Here is a 19,836-nt window from a genome sequence, read left to right on the forward strand (position 1 = left end):
ATAGATGCACAAAAATAACATTAGCCGGCGTGCCGCGCCAAAGCACAAATGGCTCTATCACTGAGCGGTGCAGGTCTAAGCGCACGATAAATCGCCCATATCTGCAACAGCCGCCACAAGTTACGATCGCCAGCGCTTGCAGCCCCGGACTTTTTCCGCAAGACTGAGGAATGTAAGCGATTACCCAGGATGTATGACAGATATGGCTACCATAAAGGATGTTGCCAGGCTGGCGGGTGTTTCCGTAGCCACGGTATCCCGCGTAATAAACAATTCTCCCAAGGCCAGCGAGGGCTCACGCACCGCAGTGCTGGCCGCGATGGAACAACTGCAGTACCACCCGAACGCCAACGCCCGCGCGCTGGCGCAACAATCGACCGAAACGCTAGGACTGATCGTTTCCGACGTGTCCGATCCTTTCTTTGGCGCCATGGTCAAAGCGGTGGAACAGGTGGCCTACGCCACCCACAATTTCCTGCTGATTGGCAACGGTTACCACGAGGCTGAAAAAGAACGTCAGGCGATTGAACAACTGGTGCGCCACCGTTGTGCGGCGCTGGTGGTGCATGCCAAAAAGCTGACCGATCGCGAGTTGAGCGGTTGGATGCAGCAGATCCCGGGCATGGTGCTGATTAACCGCACGCTGCCGGGCTTTGAATCACGCTGCGTGGCGCTGGATGACCGTTACGGCGCCTGGCTGGCGACTCGCCACCTGATCCAACAGGGGCATCAACGTATTGCCATCGTTTGCTCAACCCACCAGATTTCCGACGCCGCGGACCGCCTGCAGGGCTATCTCGATGCCTTGCAGGAGCATGGCATTGCGGTAGATGAAAAACTGATTGCCTACGGCGAGCCGGACGAAATTGGCGGCGAACAGGCGATGACCGAGCTGCTCGGACGCGGGAAAAACTTTACCGCCGTCACCTGCTACAACGACTCAATGGCCGCCGGCGCGCTTTCGGTACTGAGTGACAACAGCGTGGATGTGCCGGGCCAGATGTCGTTGATTGGTTTTGATGACGTGCTGATTTCACGCTACCTGCGGCCACGCCTGACCACCATCCGCTATCCGGTGGTGGCCATGGCGACCCAGGCGGCCGAACTGGCGTTGGCGCTGGCCAACAACCAGCCGCTGCCGGAGATCACCAACATGTTCAGCCCGACGCTGGTGCGTCGCCATTCGGTGGCCAGCATCAATAACGTTTACGAGCAGAACTAGATCAATTTCCGGTGGTACAGTCGCACCGGGCGATCGGGATAATCCAGCGCGTCGCCAATGTAGCGCCAACCGTGGCGCTCATAATAACCGCTGAAATCGCTGTACAGATAAAGCTCACTGAAACCGGCGCGCCGACTGTAGTCTTGCACATGCTGCTGCAACCGCAGACCCAGACCGCTGCCGCGCCGGCTTTCATCGACATACAGCGCCGCCAGCCAGGGCGTTAAATCCTGACGACCGATCAGATCACAGCGCCATAAGCCGACGGTGCCGACCAATTTATCGTCCAGCAGGGCAATAAAGGTGATGGGCAAATCCGCACCACGCAGTCCGCTGTCCACCACGCTGGCGAAAAATGCCCGGCTGCTTTCGCTGCCGAACGCCCGCCACAGCCAGTCAATCACCTGCTCACGATGCTGCGGATAATCCGCCAGAAGCACAATCTCCATCATGTCTTCCCTCTTTTCCCATTGCCTGGGGCCAGTCTACGGACGTTTTGCCACAACACAATCCTGACGAAAAAATGCCGCGCAGCCAAGGGCTAAGCCTATGCTAGACTGAGCGTTATTTGCCACAGCGGATGTTGAAAGGGGTAAGCCACTGATGATCACCATGTTGGATGTTTCCCTTCGCGCGGGGGTATCTAAAGCCACGGTTTCACGCGTGTTGAATGGCACCGGCCAGGTGAAAAAAAGCACCCGCGAGGCGGTGTTCAAGGCGATGGACGATCTGGGCTACCGACCGAACTTTCTCGCCCAGTCGCTGGCGAACAAAAGCTCCAACAGCATTGGGCTGGTGATGTCCAATTTCGACGGTCCCTACTTCGGGCGTCTGCTGCGCCAGGCCGCCAAGCTGATCGAGGCCAGCGGCAAGCATCTGATAGTGACCGATGGCCACGACACCCCGGAGGATGAACTGCAGGCGGTGCAGCTGTTGGCCGATCGCCGCTGTGACGCCATCATCCTGTATACCCGTTTCATGTCTGAAACTACGCTGATGAACCTGCTGGACAGCCTGCCAGTGCCGATCATGGTGATCAACCGGGATCTGCCGCAGGCGCGTGCACGCTGCGTGTTCTTCGAACAGCAAAGGGCCGCCTTCCGTGCGGTGGATTACCTGATTCAACAAGGACATCGCGAGATCGCCTGCATTACCGGCCCCATTGCCACGCCCACCGCTCTGGCGCGACTGGCGGGTTATCAACAGGCGCTGGAACAGCACCATATCGCCTTCAATGACGCCCGCGTGGCCTACGGCGACAGCAGCGTGCAAAGCGGTTATCAAGGCACCCGGCGTTTACTGGCCGAAAATATCGACTTCAGCGCGCTGTTCGCCTGCAACGACGACATGGCCGTCGGGGCGATGAAGGCGCTGCACGATGCCGGCAAGCGGCTGCCGCAGGATATTTCGCTGTTCGGCTTTGACGACGAACCCAGCGCCGCCTATTTGCAACCTGCACTGTCCACCGTTTATCTGCCGATCGACGTGATGATCGAAGCTGCCATCAGCCAGGCTTTTCGTCTGATCAATGGGGAAAACATACAGCCGCTTCCCCCGTTCACCGGCGAACTTCGGCTACGTGAATCTGTAGTTCCAGGCCCCTACGCCAACTGATCCCTTCGGGCGCTGCCGCTGATTGCGTACAGCGCCGCATTTCCTTCACTGCCGTTTCCCTTCCTTGCCGCCAGCCCGCATATTGTCACAACAATAACCTTTACACTATATAGCATATGGGCTATATTCGGAGCGTGGTATGTGGCAGGTCGTAACCGTCGAACGATTCGACAACTGGTTTTTATCATTAAGCGACGATCAACAAAAAAGTCTGCTGGTGGGGATCTTCAAACTGCAGGAGTTTGGCCCTTTATTGGCGCGTCCTCATGCCGACACGCTGCATCATAAGAACCCAATACAGCATCTGAAAGAATTACGCATTCAACATCGCGGTCGCCCATTGCGGATTTTCTTCGCTTTCGATCCGCAACGACAAGCGGTCCTGCTATGTGGCGGCGATAAAACCGGTAATAAGCGTTTCTATCAGCAGATGTTGCCGATCGCCGTCAAAGAGTTTTCACAGTATTTGGCAACCCAGAGGTAACGTAAATGGCCAAGCCTTTAGCAAACCTGATCGACAGGCTCGATCCCGTCGTCGTCGAAGCGGCGCGACAAAAAGCGGACAAAGAAATTTTTGAACTGCGGCTGGCAATGCTGCGGGAAGAACTGGCGGTATCTCAGGTAGAGCTGGCGAAGCGACTTGGCATCAGCCAGCCCTCGGTCGCCAATCTGGAAAAACGCGGCAGCGAAATTAAACTCTCTTCGCTCAAACGCTATATTGAAGCCATGGGCGGTACGCTGTCACTGGAAGTCCAGCTTCCCAACGGCCAGCATCGGCGGATGACGCTGTAAATCGGGCGCAGCAGTGAACTGCGCCCGAAAGCCTCAGATCAGTTCCAGCGCAATCAGCTCTTCAATAGTCTGGCGCCGACGGATCAGCCGCGGTTCGCCGTTCTCGAACAGCACCTCCGGCAGCAGCGGGCGGCTGTTATAGTTTGAAGACATTGACGCACCATAAGCGCCGGTGTCATGGAACACCAGATAATCGCCGACCTGCACCGGCGGCAACTCGCGGGTTTCAATGCCGCCACCGGCCTGTTGGGTAAAGACGTCGCCGGATTCGCACAGCGGCCCGGCAATCACGGTATCGCGCAGCGGCTGGCGTTCGGTATCGCGGCCATCGGCCGGCAGCAGAGAAATATGGTGGTAGCTGCCGTACATCGCCGGGCGCATCAAATCATTAAAACCGGCATCCACCAGCACGAAGTGCCGGCTGCCCATATCTTTCACCGCGCGTACCTCAGCGACCAGCACACCGGCCTCCGCCATCAGGAAACGACCCGGTTCGATTTCCAGTTTTACCGGATGCCCCAGGTGGGCGGCGATACGTTCGCGCGCACTGTTCCACAGGCCAAAATAGTGTTCGGTATCAATCGCTTCTTCACCGTACTGATACGGGATCGACAGACCGCCACCGGCGGAAATCGCGCTGATGTCCTGACCGAGGTCGATCACCTGTTGCACCATGGCATCACAAACGCGCTCCAGATGCTGGTAGTCCACGCCCGAACCGATATGCATATGCACGCCGATCAGTTTCAGACCATATTGCTGAATTTTTTCCACCGCCTGGGGTAAGTCGGCATACCAAATACCGTGCTTGCTGTTCTCACCGCCGGTATTGGTTTTCTGACTGTGTCCGTGGCCGAAACCAGGGTTAATGCGCAGCCACACCGGATGCCCGGTAGAGACCTGGCCCAGTTGCTCCAGCATGTCGATCGACCCGACGTTGACCGGGATTTTCAGTTCGCTGACGCGCGCCAGAGTTGCATGATCCAGCACGTCGGCGGTAAACACGATTTCGCTTGGCTCACCGCCCGGCTGAAAACCGGCCTGCAACGCGCGTTCAATCTCACCTAACGACACCGAGTCCACCTTAACGCCCTGCTCGCGCATCAGGCGCAAAATATGGATATTCGAGCAGGCCTTCTGGGCAAAACGGATCACATCAAAATGACGCAGTTGACTGATGCGCTCGCTGATAATCGCGGCGTCGTAGGCCCATACCGGGCAACCGAAACGCTGTGGTAAAGCCAGCAGGTTAGCGGCGTTAAGAGCAGTAGAAGTGTCGTGCAAAGCGCGTGGCATCGTGAAGTTCTCGGTTCGAAAATGGTATACCGTCAATATTGCCGCACTCTTCCCTGCGTGGAAAATATCTATTTAGCTATAGTCTATTCATCTATGATATGGCTTTGCTGATGATGGAATCGACCGATGCACGCCATAACCCTGCGCCAGATTGAAATCTTTTATGCGGTGATGACGACCGGTAATCTGACCGAGGCCGCCGCGCTACTACAGACCTCACAGCCCACCGTCAGCCGCGAGCTGGCACGCTTCGAGAAACTGATCCAACTGCAGCTGTTTGAACGGGTGCGCGGGCGGTTATCCCCCACGGTGCAGGGCCTGCGGCTGTTAGAAGAGGTTCAACGTTCCTATTACGGCCTGGATCGCATCGTCAATGCCGCCGCCGGCATTCGCCAGTTCCAACAGGCGCAACTCTCGATAGCCTGCCTGCCGGTATTTTCGCAGTCGCTGCTGCCGGCCGTGTGCAAACCCTTTATCGATCGCTACCCGAAAGTGAGTTTGAGCGTGATACCGCAGGAATCACCGCTGCTGGAAGAGTGGCTGTCGGCGCAGCGCCACGATTTGGGCCTGACGGAAAACACCCTGACGCCGGCGGGCACCGAGCGCATGACGTTAATGACGTTGAATGAAGTGTGTGTCTTGCCGGCCGGGCATCCGCTGCTGGCGAAAACACGGCTGACGCCGCAGGACTTTGCCGGGCAAAACTTTATCAGTCTGTCGAACACCGACAGTTATCGCCAACTGTTGGATTCGCTGTTCAGTGAGGAAGGCGTTAACCGCCGCCTGGTGATGGAAACCCACAGCGCAGCATCGGTCTGCGCCATGGTCAAAGCCGGTGTGGGGGTGTCGATCGTCAACCCGCTGACGGCGCTAGATTACGCCAGCAACGGCGTGCACGTGCGGCCATTCAGCGTTGATGTGCCCTTTACCGTTAGTCTGATTAGGCCGCTGCATCGCCCGGCATCGGCGCTGGTCACGGCCTTTACTCAACATTTGCAGCAGCAGGCGGAGACGCTGCCCGCCCGTCTGGCCGCCGTCATTACGCGCTAGCCGGGCGCTTGGCACGGCTGAAGGTCACCAGACACAGCACCAGCCCCAGCAGCGCGATCCCCGCAGCCGCCAGCGGCACGCTGGTCAGTCCCAGCCCCTGCGCAATCACCACACCACCGACCCAGGCACCGATGGCATTACCGACGTTAAACGCGGCAATGTTCAGCGTAGACACCAGGTTGGGCGCCTTTTTACCGTAGGTCACGACGTTGATCTGCAGCGCCGGCACGGCGGCAAACGCCGCGGCAGCCCACAGGAACAGGGTGATTTCTGCCGGTACCATTGAATGACTGGTCCAACTGAACAGCGCCGCGAAGAAGGCGATCACCAGGAAAGTGCAGGTCAGCGTCAACGGCAAACGCCAGTCCGCCAGACGTCCCCCCAGGATATTCCCCAGTGTCAGGCCCACGCCCATCAGCAACAGCGTCCAACTGACGCCATGCGACGAAACGCCGGTCACTTCTGTCAGCAACGGGGCAATATAGGTAAACAGCGCGAACATCGATGCGGCAAAGGCTACGGTCATCAACAACGATAACCAAATGCCGCCGCCGCGCAGCGCCGCCAGCTCTTTTTTCAGATCGGTCGGTGCCTCGTCCTGCCCCTTTGGCAACTTGCTATACAGCGCCAGCAAAGAGAACACGCCAATCACCGCCACCGCCCAGAACGTCGAACGCCAGCCCAGTGCCTGCCCCAGCGCGGTGCCGAGCGGAACGCCGAGTACGTTCGCCAGCGTCAGACCGGTGAACATCAGGGCGACGGCGGAAGCACGGCGGTTTGGCGGCACCAGATTCGCCGCCACTACCGCACCGATGCCGAAGAATGCCCCGTGGCACAGGGCGGTGACAATGCGCGCCAGCATCAGGAAGTTATAGTTGTACCCCAGGGCGCACATAATATTGCCGAAGATGAAAATCACCATCAGCAGCAGCAGAGTATTCCTGCGCGGCAACTTCGCGGTCAGCAATGCCATGATGGGCGCACCGATGGCCACGCCGAGGGCGTAACCACTGATCAGCCAGCCGGCGGAAGGAATGGAGACCTGCAGGTCCCCCGCCACTTCAGGCAGCAACCCCATGATAACGAACTCGGTGGTGCCGATAGCAAATGCACTTAATGCCAGTGCGAGCAGAGAAACAGGCATGCGTAAAGCTCCCAGTCAACAAAGCCCCGGTGTCAGGCACGCGGGGCCGGTAAAAACACATAAAATTGACGGGCAGCCCGGCAGGCTGCCCGCGAAAAAGGGTCAGAGAGGGTGTTCAAAGAGCGGGGTTAACATCTTAACCCTATAATTATTAAGTCTTATTCACACTTTTCACGCTACAGAAATAGCACGTCGACCCGCGTCAAAACCAGTGACAAAGCGACCGCTGCGCACAAAAAGCCATGCTTGGCCCGCTAAACGATTGAATGCGCTCATGATGAAAAATGTGTGCAAATGTTGCTGCCGTGTTAACGCTATCAGCGCAGCGTCGCCTGCCATTCCACATCGTTGGCAAACCACTCCACCAAAAAGTCCAACATGGTGCGCAACGTCGCCGGCATCTGACGGCGTGAAGTATAAATGCCGTAAATCCCCATGGATTGGGGCCGATAGTCCGGCATCAACTCAATCAATTCACCACTGGCCAGCAAAGGGGCCGCCGAATAGTAAGGCTGCATGGAAATACCGGTTCCCTTCACCGTCCCCGCCATCAATACCAGCGATTCGTTGGCGCTCAGATTACCGCTGACCGCGACCGCCGACTTCACGCCCTGAAGATCAAAATGCCACAGGCTTTTGCCAAAATAGGAATAGGTCAGGCAGTTGTGCAACGCCAAATCCTGCGGGTGACGCGGCGTGCCGTGCGCCGCCAGATAGGCCGGGGAAGCGCAGACCACGGAGGCACAGGAGGACAACGGCCGGGCTATCAGATTGGGATCCAGTTCATTGGTGATACGCAGCGCCAGATCGATACGCTCCTCCACCAGGTTCACCGTGCGATTATTCATTTGCAGATCCACCGCGACCTGCGGATGACGTTTCAGGTATTGCGCCACCGCGCCCACCAGCGCCGTCTGGCCCAGGGATTGTGAACAGGTAATGCGCAGCAAGCCGCGCAGTTCATCGCTCTGTTCCCCTTCGACCAAATCGATTTCACCCGCCAGCGCCAGCATCTGTCTGCATCGCTCCAGCGTGCGCTCACCGGCATCAGTCAGGCTGAGCTTGCGGGTGGTGCGATGCAGCAAACGCGCGCCGGCCCATTGCTCCATCTGAGCCAGATAACGCGTCACCATCGCCCGCGACATTTCCAAGGTTTCCGCTGCGGCAATCATGCTGCCACGGTCAACGATGGTGATAAAAACCTCAGCTGCGGTAATGCGATCCATGATTCGTCCGATTTACGCAATGAATAATTGCTCATTATCCGGTTTTTCTATCGCTTTATGCAACCTAACATCTATACAACATTAATTGCATCCCAAGGACCTCTGCCCATGTTTAATAAATCATTGTTGACCCTGGCCTTTGCCGGTATCGCCACAGTAAGCACCTACGCTACCGCAGCCAATACCCTGACGATGGAAGTGTATAACCCAGGTGAGAAAAGTGTGTTCCCGGTGTCCTCTGAAATCATCAGCGGCCAACACGAAGTTGCGCTGATCGACGCCCAATTCCAGCGCAACGACGCACAAGCGCTGGTGGAAAAGATCAAAGCGACCGGCAAGAAGCTGACTACCGTTTACATCAGCCATTCAGATCCGGATTTCTATTTTGGCCTGGACGTCATTAAAGCGGCGTTTCCAGAAGCTAAAATCATCGCGTCGCCGGGCACCATCGAAGAAATCAACGCCACCAAAGACGGCAAAGTGGCTTATTGGGGCCCAATCCTGAAAGACAACGCGCCAAAGTCGGTGGTGGTCCCTCAGGCGTTGCAGGGTGACAGCTTCACCGTTGACGGTCAGAAAGTGGAAGTGAAAGGCCTGACCGGCCCGACGCCGGAACGTACCTACGTGTGGATCCCGGCGCTGAAAGCGGTCGTGGGCGGTGTTCCGGTCGCCGGTGACAATATCCATCCGTGGATTGCCGATAACCAGACCCTGGGATCCCGCGCGCACTGGCAGCAAACGCTGGAAGGCATCAAGGCGCTGAAACCTGAGGTGGTGGTACCAGGCCATTTCCTGCCGGGCGCCGACCAGACGCTGAAATCCGTCACCTTTACCCAGAACTACCTGACCACGCTGGAAGCTGAACTGCCGAAAGCCAAGGATTCTGCCGAACTGGTTGCGGCAATGAAAAAGCACTACCCGACCCTGAAAGATGAATCCAGCCTGGAATTGAGCGCCAAGGTGCTGAAAGGCGAAATGAAGTGGCCGCAATAAGCACGCCGAAACACCCAGGCCAACGCGTTACTGCAACCCGGCCGTCGTAAAGGCGGCGGGTATAACGAGGAATAAACATGACCGGTACAACTCTGCATTACATTTTCGATCCGCTGTGTGGCTGGTGTTATGCCGCACTCCCGCTGTTGAATGCAGCCAAAACCATTCCAGGGCTGAGCATTACCCTGCATGCCGGTGGCATGATGACCGGCAACAATCGCCGTCAAATCACGGATGAATGGCGCAATTATGTGATGCCGCATGACAAACGTATTACGGAGTTAACCGGTCAGCCCTTCGGCGAAGCTTATTTTAACGGGCTGCTGCGTGATACTACCGCTATCCTGGATTCCGAGCCGCCGATTACCGCGATACTGGCGGCGCAAGCGCTGGCAGGACGCGGACTGGATATGTTGCACCGTATTCAAGAGGCGCATTATGAGGAAGGCCGACGCATCGCCGATACGCCGGTGCTGGAAGCGTTAGCGAAAGAGCTGGGGCTGCCCTCCGCCGCGTTTATCGCCGAAATGCGTTTTAACGCCGGAGCACCGACGGCACAGCACATTGCGCAAAGCCGGGCGCTGCTGGCCAAGGTTCAGGGGCAAGGGTTTCCGACTTTCGCGCTGCAAGACAGCGAAGGCCAACTGCGCCAGATCCCGGTGGGCAACTATCTGGGTCACGTTGATGCCTGGAAAGAGTTGTTGAGTGGTGCCGCCACCTGGGCGTAATGCCTGTTACAGCCCCGGCGTTCAGAGTATTGAATGCCCGGGGCTGATTATTCGACCCGCACAAAGCGCCCTTCTGCGCGCACGTTAAAACCGAAACCGCAATCCCCCTGTGTATGCATCTCCAGACTGTCGGCAGCGAATTGCATCACCACATCGCAGGCCATCACGTCTTCCGGCTCCCGTTGTCGGTACACCGCCTTGCCGTGCTCAATCGGCAACGTCTGGGTGAACTCGCCCATATTCGGCCCGTAATACAGCCCCATCTGCGGCATGTAATAGCCGGAGTAACTGATCAGCCAGCGCCCATCTTGTGGCTTGACCTCCACTTCACTCCAGACACCGCGCCCGGCGTATTGCCAATAGACACCGCCTGGCCCGACCAACGGCGGCCGTTTTGCCAACCGCTCTTGCAGCAACTGCATATTGTATTGGGATTTATTGTCCTTCGGCGCCAGTGCCAAATAGGCGCGCGCCTTAAGCAATTCGCCGGCGTGCATCAGCGCCAGTGCCACGTTGTTATAGGCGGTGGCCGTGGCTTCGCCGTCCAGACCGCAAAACTCACTCCAGGCGGCCTGATCGCGGAAAATATCGGCGGCACGCGGGAAATCACCGCGCTGATAGGCACTTTTTCCCAGTTCGGCATAGCTCGCAACCTTGTGACAATCGGCATCAATATCCGGCTCGTCAATCTGTGCCATCGCCTTCCCACCGGCAAGAGCGCCATAGGCCAACAGCAGGGGAACCCACGCCTTCATCACTTATCCTTTCCGCAGTAAACAAGCCAAATTTCGGCGCCAGTATAACCGCCATCGGTCACCACATCACCCCTGACGATTCAGCCGCAATATTTCAAACGGTTAGCTGCGTTAAAACTGCTTACAGTCAGGGTTTGCTTGTTACTTGTCCCCGGCTCATGCTGAAAAAAACAAAACCTGCGAGAGCCCATGAACGCGACCCCCACGTCCAAACACGCCGTCTGGCAACTGATCAAACCCTTCTGGGTCTCGGAAGAGAAACTTCGGGCCTGGTCAATGCTGATCGCCATTATCGCCTTGTCACTGGGGTTGGTGTACATCAGCGTGCTGATCAACCAGTGGAACCAGGTGTTCTACGACGCGCTGCAAAATAAAAACTACCCGGTATTCAAGGCGCAACTGTGGCGCTTCACCTATCTGGCGCTGATCTTCATCGTGCTGGCAGTGTTTAAAATTTACCTGACGCAGGGCCTGCAGATGCATTGGCGGCGCTGGATGACGGAAAAATTTATGGGGAAATGGCTGGCGCATCAGGCTTATTACCATACCGAACAGCAACAAATCGTCGATAACCCGGACCAACGTATCGCCGAAGATCTCAACGTGCTGACCCAGTACACGCTGTCGCTTTCGCTCGGGCTGCTTTCCAGCCTGGTGACGCTGTTTTCTTTTATCACTATCCTCTGGCACGTCAGCGGCCCCATCACCTTTGTCATTAGCCGGCATGCCGTTACCCTGCCCGGCTATATGGTGTGGTTCGCCCTGTTGTATGCCGGGCTGGGATCACTGCTGATCTGGTGGGTCGGCAAGCCGTTGGTGCAACTGGGCTTTAATCAGGAACGCTATGAAGCGAACTTCCGTTTCGGCCTGATCCGCATCCGTGAAAATAACGACGCCATTGCGCTGTACCACGGCGAGCCGCACGAAGCGCAGCAATTGGGCGGACGCTTTGACACCATCCGCGCCAACTGGTGGTCAATCATGCACATCACCCGGCGACTCAATATCGCCTCCAACTTTTACAGCCAATTCGCCATTGTTTTTCCATTGCTGGTCGCCGCGCCACGCTATTTTTCCGGCGCCATCCAAATGGGGGGAATGATGCAGATTGCCTCCGCTTTCGGGCAAGTGCAGGGCGCGCTGTCGTGGTTTATCGACGCCTTCACCGATCTGGCCACCTGGAAAGCCTGCGTTAACCGTCTGGCCGGTTTTAACGCCGCCGTGGATCAGGTCCACCATCAACAGCGCGGCATTCAATTGCTGCCGGAGAACGACCAGCCGATGATCCTGGAGCGCCTCAGCCTGCAACTTCCGGATGGCCAACGCTTGCTGGAACCGACCTCGATGACGCTCAAGCGTGGCGACCGCGTGCTGATCGTCGGCCCATCCGGCTGCGGCAAATCAACGCTGCTGCGCGCCATTGCCGGTATTTGGCCGTACGGCTCCGGCGCTATTGGGCTCGACGCCGCCAGCACCACGTTATTCCTGCCGCAACGCAGTTATATTCCGATCGGGACTCTGAGAGAGGCTCTCAGCTATCCGCATCTTGCGGCTGAGTACAGCGATGAGCAACTGCTGAAAGTCCTGGAGAATTGCCGTCTTAAACACCTTCAGCGCTGGCTGGATACCAGCGCCAACTGGAGCCAACGCCTGTCGCCGGGTGAGCAGCAGCGGCTAGCCTTTGCCCGCGCCATTTTGACTCGCCCGGATATTTTGTTCCTCGACGAAGCCACCAGCGCCCTGGACGACGAGACCGAACAACTGATGTACTGCCTGTTGGTGGACGAACTGCCGGAGGTGACGCTGGTCAGCGTGGCGCACCGTAACAGCGTGGCGAAGTATCATCAGAGCTGCTGGCGCTTTAGCCGCACGGAAGAAAGCCAGCCGGCACGCATGGCACTCAGCCCGCTGCCCACCGCCGGCTAACTCCCCGGGCGCAGCCTTTCCGGTTGCGCCCGGCCCGATTCAGATGCCGTCGGTCTGCACGTCCTCGCATTTTACCCGGCGTCTTTCGTGCCACAGGCTGGTCAGCCCGCGTTTGCCGCACGCCAGCGCCACCTCGCGAAACTCATCGAGACTCAACCCCTCTCGTTCCAGCATCATTTCCGCCGCCAGCTGCATGTTCACCCCGGTCAATACTTCGCAGTCTCCGCGCTCATCCGCCAGCTCGCTGGCACAGCGGAACGGCGAACCGCCAAGCATGTCGGTGAGAAACACCACGCCGTCCGTCTGGGCCACCTCGACCAGCGCCGCGCTCAGGGCAGCCCTGAGCTGAGTGGTGCTCATCTGTTCCGGGAAATTAACCGCAACGCAGTTATCCTGCGGCCCCACTACCTGTTCCACCGCCTGCAGCAGCCCGCTGGCGAAGCCACCGTGGCCGGTAATCACAATGCCTGGCATAGCCCTTTCCTCACAGTAACCCGATAAATTTGCCTACCACCCCAATCACCACCGTCACGCCAATCAGCTTCACCGGCGAGAAGCCCCGCTTCATCAGGAAGAAAATCAGCAGCGTAAAGCACAGCGGCAGCAGATTGGGCATCAGCTTGTCCAGCACATCGGTCTGCAACGCCACACTGGCCTTACCGGCGTGCATCACCAAAGGGGTGGAAAGATGGACATAGGACGCCACCAGCGCCCCGATCACCGTCATGCCGACAATCGAGGCGGCGTGGGATATTCGTCGGGTGTGGGTTTTCAGCAGCGCCAAAGCGCTGGTGCCGGCCTGGTAGCCATAATGCGCCAGCCCGAAACGCAAGCCGAAGTGAAAAACGTTAAACAGCAGCAGGAAGACGATTGGCCCGAACAGGCTGCCCTCCAGCGCCAGCGAGGCGCCGATCCCGGCGCAGATTGGCAGCAACGTCAGCCAGAACAACGCATCGCCAATGCCGCCCAGTGGCCCCATCAGCGCCACTTTTACCGCTCGAATGGTGGAGATTTTCTCCTTGTTCTGTTCCATCGCCAGCACCAGACCGGACAGGAAGGTGACGTCGAACGGATGCACGTTGATAAACTCCATGTGCATCTTCATCGAATTGGCCAGATCCTGCGGATTGCGGTGGATCTTGCGCAACCCGGGGATCAACTGATAAAGCCAGCCACCGGCCTGCATGCGTTCGTAGTTAAACGACGCCTGCAGCAGCAAGGAACGCCATGCCATGCGGTTGATGTCGCCACGGGTCAAGGCTTCGGCGGGCTGGCTGTCGACATAATCGTCCTGCTCTACCTGGCTGGTCGCTAATGCCTGCGCCATTCGCTGATCTGCTTTTTGCGCCAGCAGATCGTCGGGATCATTAAATGCCATCTTCAGCATCCTCCTGTTGTACGGGCGGTTTAGCCACGTCCACCCCGGATCGTTGGCTGTTAAAGAAATCGATCAATGCGATCGCCAACGCACCCAGCGCTACCGCCAGGATCGGCAGTTTCAGGAAGGTGACGGAAATAAAGCCGAGGATAAAATAGGCCACATAGGTCTTTTTCATCATCACTTTCATCAGCAGCGAGAAACCGATCGCCGGCATCATGCCGCCCGCAACCGCCAGCCCATCCAGCAGCCAGGTCGGTGCCTTTTGCACCATGGCGCTGGCCGCATCGGCGCCGAAATAAATCGGCAGAAACGCCACCACAAAATAGAACGCGAACAGGATACTGATACCGAGATAATTCACCCGCTCAATGCCACGCCAGTTCAGCTCTTTCACCATCCGATCGCAGCGGTGCATCATCGGCGAAAACAGGGTGAACAGCAGCGTAATACAGCCCTGCACCGCGATAGAAAACGGCACCGCCACGCCAATCGCCACCTTGGGATCGGCCTTGGTCAGGATGGCGAACGCCGTGCCGATCACCCCGCCGATCACCACGTTTGGCGGTTGGGCGCCCGCAAGCGGCACCATGCCCATCCACACCAGCTCCAGGGTGCCGCCGACCAACAGGCCGGTGTACACATCCCCCAGGATCAGGCCGACCAGCGGCCCCAGCACCACCGGGCGGTGGAAGTGGGTCAGACCGTCAAACAGATCGACCCCCGCCAGCCCGGCCAAGAGTGCAATCAATAACGCATCAGTCAACATGATTTCCCCCGCACTCAAAACAGCAGCTTGCCGATCGCCTCACCCGCTTCATCCGGCACCCGGCGCACCTCACATTCGACGCCAAGTGCCGCCAGCTCGCGAAAGGCGGCAACGTCGCCCTCATCCAGCGAGACCGTCTTGTGCACCTGCCGCTTCCCCTCGGCAAAATGCATGTTGCCGACGTTCACGAAACGGATCGGTACCCCGCCCTGCACCAACCGCAAGACATCCTGCGGCGTTTTGCACACCAGAAAGATCTTCTGTCGATCCGCCGCCTTGTGGATCACGTCGATGGTTTTTTGCAGTGTGAAATAGCGCGTTTGCACCCCCTCCGCCACCACCATGTCCATCAGGTTTTGCTGCACCGGGTCGGCGGCCGCTTCATCGTTGGCCACCACCACCAGATTGGCGCCCAGGGTATTGGTCCAGGTGACGCCGACCTGGCCGTGAACCAGTCGGTTATCGATACGAGTCATCAAAATATTTGGCATTTCAATGCACCTCCGGATAGCAGGCGGCATGATAATCATCGAGCACCTGCGTCACCTTGTGCATCACCCAATCCTGCGGATCCTCGCTCAGTTCTCCGGCATTCATCGCGCGAGCCTGGTCGGGCAGATATTGGCTCAACAGTGCCAGCGGTACCGGGTGGCGGCGCAGGTTGTCCATCAGGCTATCTACCGCCAGCTGGACCTGTGGCTGCGGCCAGTAGTAACGCACCCGGTCACTCAGGCTGTAGTGACGATCGAGGTATTGTTGATGCGGATTGCCGTGGTAGTAGCGGCTCCACTGCTGCGGTTGTTCGCGCATCACCTGTTCCAGCGTCGCGCACAGCTGCGCCGACTGATGCTCCCCCAGCCACTCACGTTCGATATGATCAAGGGCAAACAGCGCTTCGCGCAGCGCAAAAGTCAGTGCCGGCCCGACTTTCAGGATGGCGAAATGATCGCCCACCAGTTGTCGGTAGGCCTGCGGCGGTTGGTAATCCGTTGAATGCGCCTCGTAGACCATGCCCGGCTGCCGTTCGATAAAGCGGCTCAGTTCGTGGGCCCGCTGCGGTTGATAGTGTTCCACGCTGTGATGATCAAACTCCACGCCCGGCTGCACCACCAGCGCAATGGTTCGCGTCCAGGCATCGACCAGTTCCGCTTGCTGCCAGGCCTGGCGATGGACTTCCAGCGTTTGCTGCACCGCCTGCGGAGTGGTGACCTGCATGCCTTCCAGCGCCTCCTGCGCGCCGCCCGGTACCGGCACTTCGGTTCCGATGACATACACCGGCGGCTCACCGCCGCTTTCCCGCCAGGCGCGTTCCGCAACGGCACACAAACGTGCCGCTCGAACGGCAACGGTTTCATCATTCAGGGGGAAGGGATCGCCGACGCAAGACATCGAGCAATCGAGGTGAATTTTGCGAAAACCGGCGCGAACATAATCGTCGATCAGCGTTTCCGCCAATGACATAGCCTCTTCCGCCGGTCGATCTTGCCAGGCGTTGGGGCCGAGATGATCGCCCCCCAGCCAGAGGCGGTCACGCGCCAGCCCGACCTCATCCGCCAGTCGCCACAGAGCGTCGCGAAACTGCTCCGCCGTCTGGCCGGTGTAACCGCCAAACTGATTGACCTGATTCGAAGTCGCCTCAACCAGCACCGGCGTACCGCGCGTTTTGGCCTGTCGCAGGGCCGCTTTCAGCACCCAGGGGTGAGCGGAACAAACGGAAAAGATCCCGACCGGTTTGCCGGCCTTGTGCTGCTCAACAAGCTGTAACAACTGCTGCATGAATCCCCCACGCAGGCGCCGTACTACCGATCGGCGATGACTACCTCCACGCCCAACTCGGTTAACGCCCGCTCGTAATCGTCCGGAAGAAGGCTGTCGGTAATCAGCCTATGAATTTGTCCGGCTTCGCGAATCATGCAAAAGCTCTTGCGACCAAACTTGCTGGCATCCGCCACGGCGATAATCTCGCGCGCCACCTCACACATCACGCGGTTGAGGTGCGCCTCTCCAGGGTGAGGCGTGGTGATACCGGCAACCAGATCGAAACCGTCGACACCCAAAAACAGTTTGTCGAAGCGATACTGGCGCAATTGCTGCTCGGCAGCCGGACCGTAGAGCGAGTAGGAGTTACGGCGCACGCTGCCGCCCAGCACCATCACCTCCACCCCATCGTTACCGGAAAGCTCATAGGCAATGTTCAGCGCATTGGTCATCACCACCAGATCGCGTCGTCCTTTCAGGAACGGCACTATCTGGGTGGTGGTGGAACCGGAATCGAGGATCAGCGCGTCGCCATCACGTACATAGCTTGCCGCTACGCTTGCGATCTGCGACTTCACATCGCGGTTCAACCGTCCCTTGTCATGCAGTGGACGATCGAAGGCAAATTGCTGATTGAGCATTGCGCCACCATAAGCCCGTAGCGCACACCCTTTTCGTTCCAGAAAGCGCAGATCGTTGCGGATCGTCACCGTGGATACTGCAAACTGCTTGCTGAGCTGCTCCACGCGCACGCTGCCGTGTTCGCATAACAGATCGATAATGTGTTCACGGCGCTTTGCGGTATTCACTGGCATGAGCTGCGGTCCTCAGGTTTCCGGCCAGGCCGGGGAGAAGATGGCTTTCGCTCTACTGCGCAGGCATTACAGCAAAGCGAAAGCAATGAAATTGTGATCGAGGCTACAGCGCTGTTTTAGCAGAAAAAGAGGCTGAAAACCTTTCGAATCGAAATGAAGTGAAAATTTAAGGACGCCGTAAAAGGCAAAGTGAAATGTCAGGGACAGCGCGCCAGCCGGGGTGAGGAACCCACCGATGGGCAGAGAACGAAAGAGCCGGCGCAGCGGCCGGGTTGAACGACTTTTAGTTCAGCAAGTGATCGGGATCACATAACAGTAATTATACCGATCCGGTGTTCCGCTTCCGACGCCCGAATAGCTTGCGCATGGCTTCATCGGCCCCTTGTCAGCTCAAGGGTTCTTCCCTACACTTGCGCGCAGATATCGGCCCCCTGCCGGTACGTAAGCGTTAACGTCAATCAACGCATCATGCCGTGCAGAATTGATTGACTGCATGCCCTGGTGCGAGGAACTCATGCCCCAATCCGCTGTAACCCCAACGCCTGCCGTCACAAAGCGCAGCCGTTTACGTCATCCATTATTACTGGTCGCCGGCATTATGCTGGTCGCGGCCAACCTGCGCGCCGCACTGACCAGCGTGGGCCCGCTGCTGGAACAAATCCAGCGGCAGTTGATGCTGTCCGCCACTTCGGCCGGCCTGCTTAATTCGCTGCCGCTGATTTTGTTTGCCGTGCTGTCTCCGGTGACACCCGGCCTGGCCAAACGTATCGGCATTGAACGCACGCTGGGCATGGCGCTGGCGCTGCTGGTGATCGGCATTGTGCTGCGTTCCCTGCCACAACCCGGCATGCTGTGGCTGGGCAGCGTGTTGATCGGCGCCGCCATCGCCTTTGCCAACGTGGTGTTGCCAACGCTGGTGAAGCGTGACTTTCCTGGGCGCGCCGCCGCCATGATCGCCGCCTATGCGGCGGTGATGTCGCTGGTGGCTGCAACCGCCTCCGGTTTGGCGGTGCCGCTGGCGACGTTGAATGAACTTGGCTGGCGTTTTTCCCTGCTGTGTTGGAGCCTGCCGGCCCTGTTGGCGCTGATTGTCTGGCTGCCGCAACTGCGCCGTTCGCCCCCCCAGACGGCCGACAGTGCCGCGTCGGTTCAACCTGCACCGTCCCGTTCGCCCTGGGGCAGCGCACTCGGTTGGCAGGTGGCGTTGTTTATGGGCTTACAATCCATCACCTTCTACACCATTATCGGTTGGTTCAGCGCCTTCGCCGCCAGCCATGGCACCTCGCCGCAACAGGCAGGTTTTGAGCTGTTCATCTATCAGGTGGTGGCGATCGTCGCCAACTTTGTCATGGTGTTTATCCTGCCGCGAGCACGCGATCAGCGGGCTATAGCCCTATGCAGTTCTCTGCTGATTTTTATCGGCGTCGCCGGTCTGCTGCTGCTGCCGGGCCATTCTCTGGTATGGTTGGTCTTTGCCGGACTGGGGGCGGGGAGTTCTCTGGTGTTGGCGCTGTCGTTCTTTGGCCTGCGCAGTAGTCATCATCAGCAGGCCACGCAACTGTCGGGCATGGCGCAATCGGTAGGTTACCTGTTGGCGGCGCTGGGACCGACGCTGTTCGGCTTATTGCACGATCTGACTCAAGGCTGGCGCTGGCCGCTGGTGATCCTGCTGTGCTTAACGCTGTTGCAGATGTTGTTCGGCATATTGGCCGGGCGCAATCGGGTTATTGTTTAACGTCGGGGATAAGTGGGGGCTTCTGCCCAAGCTCAGTGGCATCTTCCTCTTGCCAGAGATCGTTAATAAAATCCCGTTGCTCAGTCGTCAACTGCCAGGAAGGGGGGATTTTGGCCGGACTTTCATTCCGGTCGCCCCCTGTGCGCTTTACGCGTTTTTTATCCATCACCCTATTCCCTAAATAAACAGCCAATAAATCACGGCAGCGACGGCCAGCCAAAACACCCCGCAGCCGATAAATACGCACAGCCAAGCTTTACGTTTGATATCCGCGTCATCCTTGCTTATCACAGCGGCCTCATCCAATAGATTAAAGTAATCGATAAACGATTATTGATCTATTTAAACGATCAATAAAGGAGTTTGTTCCTATGGCAATTATAGGAATCCATGCTACACATGAAATTAATGTCATAAAAATTATGGGATAACGCCCTGAACTCCCTGTTCTGGCCGAACAAAAATGAGGCCGAAAAAAGGGATCCAGTCCGTTTTTTTATGGTACTACGAGCAGAACAAAGCAATGGGTAATACGAGCTTTTTTGAAATAAAAAACCAATAAAAAACCCAATCAATCGCACGATCGACTAAGACCATAATCATTGGAGGGGTGAATAGCACTCCGAAAGGGGTAT

The 19,836-nt window shown here is 57.8% G+C and carries 22 protein-coding genes; 9 read left to right on the forward strand and 13 right to left on the reverse strand.

Going from position 1 to position 19,836, the window contains the following annotated elements; translation table 11 throughout:
- The first annotated feature begins 202 nt into the window (after positions 1 to 202).
- Complete coding sequence (gene galR / locus ACGS9J_RS20415; RefSeq protein ID WP_442232590.1) at positions 203 to 1,222, forward strand: HTH-type transcriptional regulator GalR; 1,020 nt, start codon at positions 203 to 205, stop codon at positions 1,220 to 1,222.
- Here galR and ACGS9J_RS20420 read toward each other — a convergent pair.
- Entirely contained in the window at positions 1,219 to 1,674 is a 456-nt protein-coding gene (locus ACGS9J_RS20420) for a GNAT family N-acetyltransferase (protein ID WP_442232591.1), read from the reverse strand. The genes galR and ACGS9J_RS20420 overlap by 4 nt on opposite strands.
- A 151-nt stretch (positions 1,675 to 1,825) precedes the next feature.
- Between ACGS9J_RS20420 and ACGS9J_RS20425 the strand changes: the two genes are divergently transcribed.
- The 3 genes from ACGS9J_RS20425 to ACGS9J_RS20435 all read left to right on the forward strand — a co-directional run bounded on the left by ACGS9J_RS20425 (position 1,826) and on the right by ACGS9J_RS20435 (position 3,628).
- The gene (locus ACGS9J_RS20425; RefSeq protein WP_442232592.1) at positions 1,826 to 2,836 is read left to right on the forward strand and encodes a LacI family DNA-binding transcriptional regulator; all 1,011 of its coding nucleotides are present in this window, start codon (positions 1,826 to 1,828) and stop codon (positions 2,834 to 2,836) included.
- Positions 2,837 to 2,975: 139 nt separating this feature from the next.
- Complete coding sequence (locus tag ACGS9J_RS20430) at positions 2,976 to 3,320, forward strand: type II toxin-antitoxin system RelE/ParE family toxin (RefSeq protein WP_442232593.1); 345 nt, start codon at positions 2,976 to 2,978, stop codon at positions 3,318 to 3,320.
- Positions 3,321 to 3,325: 5 nt separating this feature from the next.
- Positions 3,326 to 3,628: a helix-turn-helix domain-containing protein gene (locus ACGS9J_RS20435; RefSeq protein WP_442232594.1), complete on the forward strand. Its 303-nt coding sequence runs from the start codon at positions 3,326 to 3,328 to the stop codon at positions 3,626 to 3,628.
- A 33-nt stretch (positions 3,629 to 3,661) separates the two neighbouring features.
- Here the strand turns inward: ACGS9J_RS20435 and lysA are convergent, their stop codons facing one another.
- On the reverse strand, positions 3,662 to 4,924 hold the full coding sequence (gene lysA, locus ACGS9J_RS20440; RefSeq protein WP_442232595.1) for a diaminopimelate decarboxylase: 1,263 nt from the start codon (positions 4,922 to 4,924) through the stop codon (positions 3,662 to 3,664).
- A 126-nt stretch (positions 4,925 to 5,050) separates the two neighbouring features.
- On the opposite strand from lysA, the gene ACGS9J_RS20445 reads away from it, so the two are divergent.
- The gene (locus ACGS9J_RS20445) at positions 5,051 to 5,974 is read left to right on the forward strand and encodes a LysR family transcriptional regulator (RefSeq protein ID WP_442232596.1); all 924 of its coding nucleotides are present in this window, start codon (positions 5,051 to 5,053) and stop codon (positions 5,972 to 5,974) included.
- Here the strand turns inward: ACGS9J_RS20445 and ACGS9J_RS20450 are convergent.
- Together ACGS9J_RS20450 and ACGS9J_RS20455 are read right to left on the reverse strand one after the other, a co-directional pair.
- The gene (locus ACGS9J_RS20450) at positions 5,964 to 7,118 is read right to left on the reverse strand and encodes an MFS transporter (protein ID WP_442232597.1); all 1,155 of its coding nucleotides are present in this window, start codon (positions 7,116 to 7,118) and stop codon (positions 5,964 to 5,966) included. The two genes, ACGS9J_RS20445 and ACGS9J_RS20450, sit on opposite strands and share 11 nt — an antisense overlap.
- 317 nt (positions 7,119 to 7,435) lie before the next feature.
- Entirely contained in the window at positions 7,436 to 8,344 is a 909-nt protein-coding gene (locus ACGS9J_RS20455) for a LysR family transcriptional regulator (protein WP_442232598.1), read from the reverse strand.
- Positions 8,345 to 8,452: 108 nt separating this feature from the next.
- On the opposite strand from ACGS9J_RS20455, the gene ACGS9J_RS20460 reads away from it, so the two are divergent.
- Positions 8,453 to 9,337 (forward strand): MBL fold metallo-hydrolase, encoded by an 885-nt coding sequence (locus ACGS9J_RS20460; RefSeq protein ID WP_442232599.1) that lies wholly within the window; start codon positions 8,453 to 8,455, stop codon positions 9,335 to 9,337.
- A gap of 77 nt (positions 9,338 to 9,414) precedes the next feature.
- A complete protein-coding gene (locus ACGS9J_RS20465) occupies positions 9,415 to 10,065 on the forward strand; it encodes a DsbA family protein (protein WP_442232600.1) in 651 nt (216 codons plus the stop codon).
- A 47-nt stretch (positions 10,066 to 10,112) separates the two neighbouring features.
- On the opposite strand, the gene ACGS9J_RS20470 is transcribed toward ACGS9J_RS20465, so the two are convergent.
- The gene (locus ACGS9J_RS20470) at positions 10,113 to 10,820 is read right to left on the reverse strand and encodes a tetratricopeptide repeat protein (protein WP_442232601.1); all 708 of its coding nucleotides are present in this window, start codon (positions 10,818 to 10,820) and stop codon (positions 10,113 to 10,115) included.
- A gap of 189 nt (positions 10,821 to 11,009) precedes the next feature.
- On the opposite strand from ACGS9J_RS20470, the gene ACGS9J_RS20475 reads away from it, so the two are divergent.
- Positions 11,010 to 12,746, forward strand: a complete 1,737-nt coding sequence (locus tag ACGS9J_RS20475; RefSeq protein ID WP_442232602.1) for an ABC transporter ATP-binding protein/permease — start codon at positions 11,010 to 11,012, stop codon at positions 12,744 to 12,746.
- A 39-nt stretch (positions 12,747 to 12,785) separates the two neighbouring features.
- On the opposite strand, the gene agaF is transcribed toward ACGS9J_RS20475, so the two are convergent.
- The 6 genes from agaF to agaR are packed head-to-tail and all read right to left on the reverse strand — an operon-like array spanning position 12,786 to position 17,466.
- Positions 12,786 to 13,220: a PTS galactosamine/N-acetylgalactosamine transporter subunit IIA gene (gene agaF, locus ACGS9J_RS20480; RefSeq protein ID WP_442232603.1), complete on the reverse strand. Its 435-nt coding sequence runs from the start codon at positions 13,218 to 13,220 to the stop codon at positions 12,786 to 12,788.
- A 10-nt stretch (positions 13,221 to 13,230) separates the two neighbouring features.
- Entirely contained in the window at positions 13,231 to 14,124 is an 894-nt protein-coding gene (locus ACGS9J_RS20485) for a PTS system mannose/fructose/sorbose family transporter subunit IID (RefSeq protein ID WP_442232604.1), read from the reverse strand.
- Positions 14,114 to 14,893, reverse strand: coding sequence for a PTS N-acetylgalactosamine transporter subunit IIC (gene agaW / locus ACGS9J_RS20490; protein ID WP_442232605.1), 780 nt, complete (start codon positions 14,891 to 14,893; stop codon positions 14,114 to 14,116). Before agaW ends, ACGS9J_RS20485 begins: the two co-directional genes overlap by 11 nt.
- Positions 14,894 to 14,907: 14 nt before the next feature.
- Positions 14,908 to 15,384 carry a PTS N-acetylgalactosamine transporter subunit IIB gene (gene agaV, locus ACGS9J_RS20495; protein WP_442232606.1) on the reverse strand — a complete coding sequence of 159 codons (477 nt, stop codon included), beginning with the start codon at positions 15,382 to 15,384 and terminating at the stop codon, positions 14,908 to 14,910.
- A 1-nt stretch (position 15,385) separates the two neighbouring features.
- Complete coding sequence (locus tag ACGS9J_RS20500) at positions 15,386 to 16,669, reverse strand: D-tagatose-bisphosphate aldolase, class II, non-catalytic subunit (protein ID WP_442232607.1); 1,284 nt, start codon at positions 16,667 to 16,669, stop codon at positions 15,386 to 15,388.
- A 23-nt stretch (positions 16,670 to 16,692) separates the two neighbouring features.
- A complete protein-coding gene (gene agaR / locus ACGS9J_RS20505) occupies positions 16,693 to 17,466 on the reverse strand; it encodes a transcriptional repressor AgaR (protein ID WP_012146552.1) in 774 nt (257 codons plus the stop codon).
- A 514-nt stretch (positions 17,467 to 17,980) separates the two neighbouring features.
- Here agaR and ACGS9J_RS20510 point away from each other — a divergent pair.
- Positions 17,981 to 19,201: a CynX/NimT family MFS transporter gene (locus tag ACGS9J_RS20510; protein WP_442232608.1), complete on the forward strand. Its 1,221-nt coding sequence runs from the start codon at positions 17,981 to 17,983 to the stop codon at positions 19,199 to 19,201.
- Here ACGS9J_RS20510 and ACGS9J_RS20515 read toward each other — a convergent pair.
- Positions 19,191 to 19,367, reverse strand: a complete 177-nt coding sequence (locus ACGS9J_RS20515; protein WP_442232609.1) for a hypothetical protein — start codon at positions 19,365 to 19,367, stop codon at positions 19,191 to 19,193. The two genes, ACGS9J_RS20510 and ACGS9J_RS20515, sit on opposite strands and share 11 nt — an antisense overlap.
- Before the next feature lie 11 nt (positions 19,368 to 19,378).
- Entirely contained in the window at positions 19,379 to 19,492 is a 114-nt protein-coding gene (locus tag ACGS9J_RS20520) for a YmiA family putative membrane protein (protein ID WP_442232610.1), read from the reverse strand.
- Positions 19,493 to 19,836: the final 344 nt, after the last annotated feature.

Source organism: Serratia quinivorans (assembly GCF_052113645.1).
Classification (GTDB): Bacteria; Pseudomonadota; Gammaproteobacteria; order Enterobacterales; family Enterobacteriaceae; genus Serratia; species Serratia quinivorans_B.